Annotated in this window: 9 protein-coding genes and 1 pseudogene; all 10 read left to right on the top strand. The window is 43.6% G+C overall.

Translation table 11 applies throughout. From position 1 onward, the window contains the following. Positions 1-608 (top strand): glycosyltransferase (locus FW767_RS06180; protein ID WP_205523837.1); only part of this gene is annotated, 608 nt, incomplete at its 5' end. Between the two features lie 55 nt (positions 609-663). Then, positions 664-1,749, top strand: coding sequence for a DUF1972 domain-containing protein (locus FW767_RS06175; protein ID WP_121698204.1), 1,086 nt, complete (start codon positions 664-666; stop codon positions 1,747-1,749). A 142-nt stretch (positions 1,750-1,891) separates the two neighbouring features. Then, positions 1,892-2,230: a hypothetical protein gene (locus FW767_RS06170; protein ID WP_147438693.1), complete on the top strand. Its 339-nt coding sequence runs from the start codon at positions 1,892-1,894 to the stop codon at positions 2,228-2,230. 2 nt (positions 2,231-2,232) lie between these two features. Continuing rightward, complete coding sequence (locus FW767_RS06165; RefSeq protein WP_121698206.1) at positions 2,233-2,817, top strand: hypothetical protein; 585 nt, start codon at positions 2,233-2,235, stop codon at positions 2,815-2,817. 128 nt (positions 2,818-2,945) lie between these two features. Then, positions 2,946-3,851: a glucose-1-phosphate thymidylyltransferase RfbA gene (rfbA, locus tag FW767_RS06160; protein WP_121698207.1), complete on the top strand. Its 906-nt coding sequence runs from the start codon at positions 2,946-2,948 to the stop codon at positions 3,849-3,851. Positions 3,852-3,960: 109 nt separating this feature from the next. Then, complete coding sequence (rfbC, locus tag FW767_RS06155) at positions 3,961-4,536, top strand: dTDP-4-dehydrorhamnose 3,5-epimerase (RefSeq protein WP_121698208.1); 576 nt, start codon at positions 3,961-3,963, stop codon at positions 4,534-4,536. Continuing rightward, entirely contained in the window at positions 4,533-5,399 is an 867-nt protein-coding gene (gene rfbD, locus FW767_RS06150) for a dTDP-4-dehydrorhamnose reductase (protein ID WP_121698209.1), read from the top strand. Before rfbC ends, rfbD begins: the two co-directional genes overlap by 4 nt. Beyond that, the gene (locus FW767_RS06145; protein ID WP_121698210.1) at positions 5,396-6,529 is read left to right on the top strand and encodes a dTDP-glucose 4,6-dehydratase; all 1,134 of its coding nucleotides are present in this window, start codon (positions 5,396-5,398) and stop codon (positions 6,527-6,529) included. Before rfbD ends, FW767_RS06145 begins: the two co-directional genes overlap by 4 nt. Positions 6,530-6,692: 163 nt before the next feature. Next, a pseudogene (locus FW767_RS06140) lies at positions 6,693-7,904 on the top strand (tyrosine-type recombinase/integrase). A gap of 83 nt (positions 7,905-7,987) precedes the next feature. Beyond that, positions 7,988-9,301 carry a Na+/H+ antiporter NhaC family protein gene (locus FW767_RS06135; protein WP_121698211.1) on the top strand — a complete coding sequence of 438 codons (1,314 nt, stop codon included), beginning with the start codon at positions 7,988-7,990 and terminating at the stop codon, positions 9,299-9,301. Position 9,302 lies beyond the last annotated feature (1 nt).

The raw sequence follows: 9,302 nt of genomic DNA, 5'->3' as shown, positions 1-9,302 counted from the left end.
GAGAATCGCCAATACGTTCATGGTATAATAGTTTTATAATGAACGCTTTGGCGATTCATTTGTATTTGATAATTCGTTATATTAACTTAAGTTTCAACTACTTCTGTAATTTTTACCGAATCATTGTTTTAGAACAACTTCCTCAAATTATTGAAAAGACACCTAATTTTAAAATGTTATTTGCGGGAAGTGGAGAAACGTTAGATGAATGTAAAAATTATGTAAATAATTTAGGATTAAACAATATTGTCCATTTTTTAGGAGGTAGAAGTGATATTAATGAATTATGTGGAATTTCAGACATTTATATCTCATCCAGCATACAGGAAGGACTTGCAATCGGCGATATTGAGGCAATGGCATGTGGATGTCCATTATTGTTATCGAATATACGTGGACATATTGAAGTTTGTGTAGATGGAAGAAATGGTTTTTTATTCAATTTAAGTGAAAAGGACAATTTATCAACATTGATATTTAAATTGGCTAATGATGAAAATTTATACAAAATAATCTCCAAAAATAATCTGTTGGACGTGAAAAAGTTTGACGTTAAAACAGAAGTTGAAGTGATGGCTAAAATATATCTCCAGTTAATAAGTGAATAGTTATTAGTAAAAGAGTTAGAAGCCATTTTTACTTTTTAAAATTATTATAATTGCAATGAAAGTAGCGATAATAGGGACTGTCGGTGTCCCTGCTAATTATGGGGGCTTTGAGACGCTTGTTGAGCAGCTTGTTCGTCATAATAAATCAGATGAGTTACAGTATGCAGTTTATTGTAGTAAAAAATCTTATAATGATAAGCGCTGGGTATATCATGGCGCTAAAACAGAATATATAGGTCTGAATGCAAATGGAGTGCAAAGTATTCCGTATGATATAATATCATTAATAAGAGCTGCGCGAAAAAGTGATGTAATTTTGGTATTGGGAGTGTCGGGATGTGCATTTTTACCGATATTCCGCATATTTTCAAAGAGACGTCTTATAATTAATATTGACGGGCTTGAACATCGCCGTGATAAGTGGGGTAAGTGGACTCGGCGTTTTTTAAAATTTTCGGAGAAGCAGGCTGTGAAATATGGTGATGTTATTGTGACTGACAATCAAGGAATAACCGATTATGTAAAAGCTGAATATGGAAAGGATTCTCAATTGATAGCATACGGAGGAGATCATGTATTACAAAACATAACTCAAACCGATGCTTGTGACATACTTTCACAATATGGAATTGAGCCTAATTATTATTCGCTTGCTATATGTCGTATAGAGCCTGAAAATAACGTACATATAATTCTTGATGCATTTAGCCGTACTCCGGAGAAAAAACTCATGTTTATCGGAAATTGGGATCGAAGTGTGTATGGTCGCAATATGGTTGAGAAATACTCTGAGTATCCGAATATCAAAATTCAATCGGCAGTTTATGATTTGAAAGCGTTACATGTACTTAGAAGTAACTGTGAGTACTATGTTCATGGACATAGCGCCGGTGGTACGAATCCTTCTTTAGTGGAAGCTATGTTTTTTGCTAAACCGATAATAGCTTTTGATTGCATTTATAATCGAGAATCCACAGAAGATAAAGCAGAATATTTCAGTTCAGGAGATGAGTTACTGCAAATACTCAATAATGATACTATGGATTTTGATAAAAATGCAAAAGCAATGGTTGAAATTGCTAATAGACGGTATACATGGAAAACTGTCATTAGACAATATGAAAATTTGTATGGTGCTTAATCATAAATAATTGTTTATGCACTGATACATATTAAATATTTTGTATATTTGCATACTAAAATAATACGATTCATGTAATGAACTTATATTTCTGAATGACAAGTTCTATATGGAGTCCACATAATAATTAACGTATCTGATTATGGCAAGTAGACCTTCTAATATTAAAATATCCGATCTCCCTGTAGAAGTTGTGTTGCAACTAATGAAAGACTATGGAAAAACGAAATCTCGAACGCTTCGTACATCGAGAACTTATTTGCGCAGCATAGGAATGAATATATCGAGTACTGGGAAAATATTGTACCCTGATGATATTGAGGTGGTTCGCGATATTGTACCTTCGGTAAGAGAAATTATTGGTCCTGTTAAATTGGCTAAAGCGTTTAAATCTAAAAAACGGATTCTTGCTACAAAAGCATTTAGAGCTTCGTCTGGAACTGCGTCAAAAAGGGTGGGATTATCGCGTCGTATCAAATAACTATGGCTAATAGGCGGCATTTCAGCTATATCGGTTATCATGGCTGTGAAAAAGAATTGGCCCGTAGATTGATTTTAAGAGAAGTTGAGATGGGTAAAAGCGCCAATCCGTATGATTGGTTGGGCCATGGTATATATTTTTGGGAAAATGATGTTAAACGGGCATTGGAATTTGCTCGTGATGTAAAAAAATGCAAAGAGCCATTTGTCATAGGCGCTGTATTAGATCTTGGTTATTGTTTAGATTTGACTTGCCGAGATAATTTAACATATCTGAAAGGGATATGGACCTCTTTAGTAGAGCCTTCTGTGGAAAAGGGAGAGGTAAAGTTAAATAAGGCTCCTTTGCATAAAGGAGAAAATGGAGATTTGTTGTTGAGGTATTTGGATTGTCGGGTTATTAATGCAATGCATGATTTCAATGCTGCAAATGGTTTTGCGCCATTTGATTCTGTAAGAGCCGGATTTTGGGAAGGAGAAGAGATATATCAGACTGCCGGTTTTTTAGATAAGAATCATATTCAGATTTGTATTTGCAATCCGAATTGTATTATAGGACTGTTTTTACCTGAAGGGTATAAATTTTAATATCGATTAAAGATCTTGTTATATTTGCAATAAACAGAAGTTGAGTATTAACTATTATATAGTTGATTTGATAACGTGTATTCTATAATGATTTTTGAATAGAATATAATAATCAAATATATATTTTTATGAAAGGAATAGTGCTGGCCGGCGGGTCGGGTACGCGGCTGTATCCGATTACGAAGGGGGTGAGCAAGCAGTTGCTCCCGATTTTTGACAAGCCGATGGTGTATTATCCGATTTCGACGTTGATGCTGGCGGGGATACGGGATATTCTTATCATTTCGACCCCGTTTGACCTGCCGATGTTCAAGCATCTGCTTGGTGACGGCAGTGACTATGGCGTCAGGTTTACTTATGCCGAGCAACCGAGTCCCGACGGACTTGCGCAGGCGTTTATCATCGGACGCGAGTTTATCGGCGACGACTCGGCGTGTCTTGTGCTGGGCGACAACATATTTCACGGCGCGGGCTTTTCGGGTGTGTTGAAGGAGGCAGTCAGGAGCGCCGAGGAAGATGGCAAGGCTACGGTGTTCGGTTATTGGGTAGATGACCCGGAGCGTTACGGCGTGGCCGAGTTTGACCGCGATGGCAACTGCCTGTCGATTGAGGAGAAGCCGGAGCGTCCGAAGTCCAATTATGCCGTGGTAGGACTTTATTTTTATCCCAACAAGGTTGTTGATGTTGCCGCCAATATCAAGCCGTCGGCTCGCGGAGAGCTTGAGATAACTACAGTCAATCAGGAGTTTCTTAAAGACGGTGAGCTACGTGTGCAGACTCTGCCGCGGGGCTTCGCTTGGCTTGACACAGGCACCCACGACTCTCTTGCCGAGGCCTCGATATATGTCGAAGTGCTTGAGAAGCGTCAGGGGCTTAAGATAGCATGTCTGGAGGGCATCGCATATCGTCAGGGGTGGATTTCGGCCGACAAGATGCGGCAGCTTGCACAGCCCATGCTCAAGAATAACTACGGGAAGTATCTGCTTAAGGTAGTTGATGAAGTGGAGCGTACGGGAAACTGTAATCTTGACTGATGCCAAGAGCTTACGATGGTGAAAATTTCCTTAAACACAGATTTATTATTAAATTTGAGGCAGGAATATGCTGACCTGTCGGTCAGAGTTTCCGTCAATTTGAATAATTATGGAAATAATTAATACGGCAATAGATGGCGTGGTGATAATAGAGCCGCGCATATTTACTGACGCGCGGGGATATTTTTTTGAAAGTTACTCAAAGCGCGAGTTTGACGAAAAAGTATGTCCGGTCGATTTTGTACAGGACAATGAGAGCTGTTCGACGCGTGGAGTCATGCGTGGACTTCACTTTCAGCGGCCGCCGTTCACGCAGGCCAAGCTTGTGCGTTGCGTCAAGGGGCGTGTGCTTGATGTGGCGGTCGACATACGCAAAGGTTCGCCGACCTATGGCAAGCATGTGGCGGTGGAGCTGTCGGAAGAGAATCACCGTCAGTTTTTTGTGCCGCGCGGTTTCGCCCACGGATTTGCCGTGCTCTCTGACGTAGCTGTGTTTCAGTACAAGTGCGATAACTACTACGCTCCCCAAGCCGATGGCGGCATCTCTATTGCCGACACCTCACTTGGCATCGACTGGCAGATTGACCCAGCTGAGGTTTTGCTTAGCGAGAAAGACACAAAGCACCCGCTTCTTAAGGACTTTGACTCGCCCTTTGATATTAACTTTGACCTATACGCGAAATGAATATACTTGTAACAGGGGCCAACGGTCAGTTGGGCACATGTCTGCGCAATTCATCAGCAGGTTCCGCCGACAACTACATCTTCACCGACGTAACAGAGCTCGACATCACTGATGCCGAAGCTGTAAGCAGAATGGTGAAAAATAATGACATTAATCTTATTGTTAATTGTGCGGCCTATACCAATGTCGACAAGGCAGAGGATGACGCTGATTTTGCCGAGCTTCTCAATGCCAAGGCAGTGCGCAATCTTGCCGAGGCCATGAAAGCTGCGGATGGCACCTTGATTCACATATCCACTGACTATGTATTCGGCAAAGAGCCCTATAACATACCTTGCAGGGAGGACCAAAGAGGCACTCCGACTGGTGTTTATGGCGAAACCAAGCTCCATGGTGAGCAGGCGATAGCCCAATCGGGCGTCAAAGCTCTGATATTCCGTACCGCATGGCTTTACTCGGAGTATGGTAAAAATTTCGTCAAGACCATGCTCGGTCTTACGTCGTCGAAGCCGGAACTGAAAGTGGTGTTTGATCAGGTAGGAACGCCTACTTATGCACAGGATCTGGCCGATGTCATATACAATCTCGTCGAATACCGCACATATGAAGGTAACGAAGGCATATACCATTACTCTAACGAGGGTGTGTGCTCGTGGTATGACTTCACGAAGATGATAGCCGAAATAGCCGGCAACACCGACTGCGATATACAGCCATGTCACTCCGATGAATTTCCTTCGAAAGTTCGCCGTCCTTCATACTCAGTCCTTGACAAGACCAAAATCAAGGATACGTTCAAAATACGCATACCTTATTGGACCGATTCATTAAAAACATGCATAAAAAATCTGAAAGAAGAATGAAACGAAATATATTGATTACAGGTGGCGCCGGCTTTATAGGCAGCCATGTTGTGCGACTTTTTGTCAATAAATATCCGGAATACAATATATTAAATCTTGATAAACTGACTTACGCCGGCAATCTCGCCAATCTCAAGGATGTCGAGAATAAGCCCAACTATACATTTGTCAAGGCTGACATAGTCGACATCGACACCATGCGTCGTGTGATGAGCGAGCATGATATCGACGGAGTGATACACCTTGCGGCTGAAAGTCATGTCGACCGCTCAATAAAGGACCCATTCACTTTCGCCCGAACCAATGTCATGGGCACGTTGTCGCTGCTTCAGGCCGCCAAAGAGTATTGGGAGTCAAAGCCTGAAGGCTATGAGGGGAAGCTGTTTTATCACATCTCCACCGACGAGGTGTACGGTGCTCTTGAACTGACCCGGCCCGAAGGCATAGAATCGCCCTTTACTACAGCAGCCTCTTCTGAGCACCACCATGCCTATGGCGAGGAATTTTTCTTAGAGACAACCAAGTACAATCCCCATAGTCCTTACAGCGCGTCCAAGGCCTCAAGCGATCATTTTGTTCGTGCCTATCACGACACTTACGGCATGCCCACGCTTGTGACCAACTGCTCTAATAATTATGGTCCGTATCAGTTTCCGGAGAAGCTGATACCGTTGTTCATCAACAACATCCGTCACCGCAAGCCGTTGCCTGTTTACGGCAAGGGTGAGAATGTTCGCGACTGGCTCTTTGTCGAGGACCACGCACGTGCCATCGACACGATATTCCACAATGGCAAAGTGTCTGAAACCTATAACATCGGCGGTTTCAACGAGTGGAAAAATATTGACATAATCAGGGTTGTTATCAAGACCGTCGATCGGCTTTTGGGTAATCCTGACGGATACAGCGATGACCTGATAACATATGTGACAGACCGTGCCGGGCATGACCTTCGCTATGCTATAGATTCCCGCAAACTGCAGCGTGAACTCGGATGGGAGCCGAGTCTGCAATTTGAGGAAGGTATCGAAAAGACTGTCCGTTGGTATCTTGACCATCAGGACTGGATGGACCACATTACCTCGGGTGCCTATCAGCAATACTACGACGATATGTACTCCGGCCGTTAGGAGTGATAATATTCACCGCATTACAGTCAAAACAGCTTTCTTTGTAAAAAAACGAAGAAAGCTGTTTTTTTATGTCGTAATTGTTTATTCTGACGTTACCGTAGAGGGATATGACCTGCCAAAGGGTTATGTCCCTCTGACATTTTACACATTTCTTAAAATTATGGCATCAATCAGAGTAAAGTTTCGACCATCTGCCATTGCAGGAAAGATGGGGTGTATTTATTATCAGGTAATTCACGAACGTAAAGTACGTCAATTGACAACCGATTATCGGATCTATTCCCATGAGTGGGATGAGCACAAGTCGGGTATCCGGTTACCCGATTGTGTCGACAGAATCCCTGCTATTATTGACATTCGCAAGAATATCAGCGATGATGTTAAGCGTCTTGGCGGTATTATCCGACGGTATGAGGAGACATGTCATATGTTTGCCGTTGATGAAATTGTGGATGAATATAACCGTCAAATTAACGAGTACAGGTTGTTCAGCTACATGCAGCAGCTGATATCACGTATGAATGAGCACGGACGGTCGCGGACAGCCGAGACTTACCGGTCGGCACTAAACAGTTTCCGCCAGTTTCGCGGTGAACGTGACATGATGCTCGATTCTATTTCATCGGAGTTGATCGAGGCATATGAAGTCTATCTTAAAAAGAGAGGTATAGTATCAAATACCATATCGTTTTATATGCGTATACTTAGGGCGGTTTACAATCGGGCGGTCGACGACGGAATTGTTGTGCAGACCAATCCATTCCGCCGTGTGTATACCGGCATAGACAAAACCGTAAAACGTGCGTTGCCGTTGTCGGTGATAAGAAAGATAAAAGACCTCGACCTGTCATTTTCAAAGGCGGTCGATCATGCCCGCGACATGTTTCTGATGAGTTTTTATACGCGGGGAATGAGTCTGATCGACATGACATTTCTTCGCAAAACCGACCTTAACGGCGGCTATCTTGTATATCGTCGTCGCAAGACCGGACAGGCTCTTAAGATAGCGTGGACATACGAGATGCAGTCGATACTGGACAAATATCCTGAAAATCCCACGCAATATCTGTTGCCTATACTGATGAATCCGTCGGCCAAAGAATTCTTTGCTTATCGAAATGCGAGCTACAACATAAACCGTAATCTAAAGAAGGTAGGTGAGCTTGTGGGCATATCTGTGCCGTTGACAATGTATGTAGCCCGCCATTCGTGAGCTTCGGTGGCGCGCTCCAAAGGTGTGCCGGTCAGCGTCATCAGCGAGGGTATGGGGCATGACTCCGAGGCTACTACACAGATCTATCTTGCTTCAATTGAGTCGAGTTCTATAGACCGAGCCAACCGCCTTATAATAAATTCATTGTTTGGGCAATAAGTGCTTTTGCAAGTGTTTTTAACGGTACAGCCTCGCCAATCCGGAGGAATTTATTAACTTTGCGTCCTTGTCTTTTGAAAACTATGGATCAAACAGAAAATAATTCAGACCTTACGATATCACGCCGTCAGGGGTTGCTTGCGATATCACCGATTGCCGTATTTCTGCTGCTTTATCTTGTAGTATCGCTTATAATAGGCGATTTTTACAAGATGCCTATATCGGTGGCGTTGCTTATAGCGTCGGCTTGGGCGGTTATTATACTCCGAGGTAAGCCTTTGGCGCGAAGGGTCGAGATATTTTCACATGATGCCGGCTCGTCCAATGTCATGTATATGGTATGGATTTTCATACTTGCCGGAGCCTTTGCCGCTCTTGCAAAGGAGACCGGGGCTATCGAGACCACTGTCAACTTGGCTCTGCGATGGCTTCCTGCCGAGATGCTTATACCGGGACTGTTTCTTGCGGCATGTTTCATATCGCTCTCAATCGGAACATCGGTAGGAACAGTTGTCGCTCTTACCCCGCTTGCCGTCGAATTGGCGCAGGCTGAAAACGGTACTGTGCCGTTTTTTGTAGCCGTGGTTCTCGGTGGCGCATTTTTCGGCGACAATCTGTCATTTATTTCCGACACTACAATTGCGGCGACACGAACTCAGGGCTGCAAGATGAACGATAAGTTCAAGGCCAATCTGTATATAGTACTGCCTGCTGCGTTGTGCGCACTCGGATTGTATATAATGCTCGGAGCAGATGTACCTCAGAGTGTGGTGTCTGATGTTGAGAATCCGTGGCTTGTTCTGCCATATCTGGTCATTATAATTATGGCTGTGGCCGGCATCAACGTCACTGTCGTGCTTGCCGTAGGTATTGTGACCGCATTGTTGCTGGCGCTCGGATCAGGATTCACACTGCTTGATATGTTCGGTTATATGGGAGAGGGTGTTGATTCTGTCGGAAACCTCGTGATAATAACTTTACTTGCCGCCGGAATGCTCGGCTTGATAAAGGCGGCCGGAGGTATTAATTATATACTTCAGGTGATGACACGCCGCATAAACGGAAGCCGTGGGGCGATGACAAGCATAGCGCTTCTTGTAAGCATAGTGAATATGTGTACGGCCAATAACACTGTGGCTATAATAACAGTAGGCTCGCTGTGCAAAAGCATTGCCACCCGATTCGGTCTTGACCCTCGTAAGACTGCCTCTATACTTGACACGTGTTCCTGCATAGTGCAGAGCCTTATACCTTACGGTGCGCAGACATTGTTGGCTACATCCTTGGCCGATATATCGCCGGCAGCTCCATGGACATACATGTATTATTCATGGATGCTGGCCGGCATGGTCGTATTGTCGATTGTTTTCAAATTTCCCCGGCGTCTGCATCAGTAAG

Origin of the sequence: Heminiphilus faecis (assembly GCF_008728965.1) — a bacterium.
Taxonomy (GTDB): domain Bacteria; phylum Bacteroidota; class Bacteroidia; order Bacteroidales; family Muribaculaceae; genus Muribaculum; species Muribaculum faecis.
The sequence above is the reverse complement of the archived record's forward strand: the minus strand, read 5'-3'. Positions and strand labels throughout refer to the sequence as shown.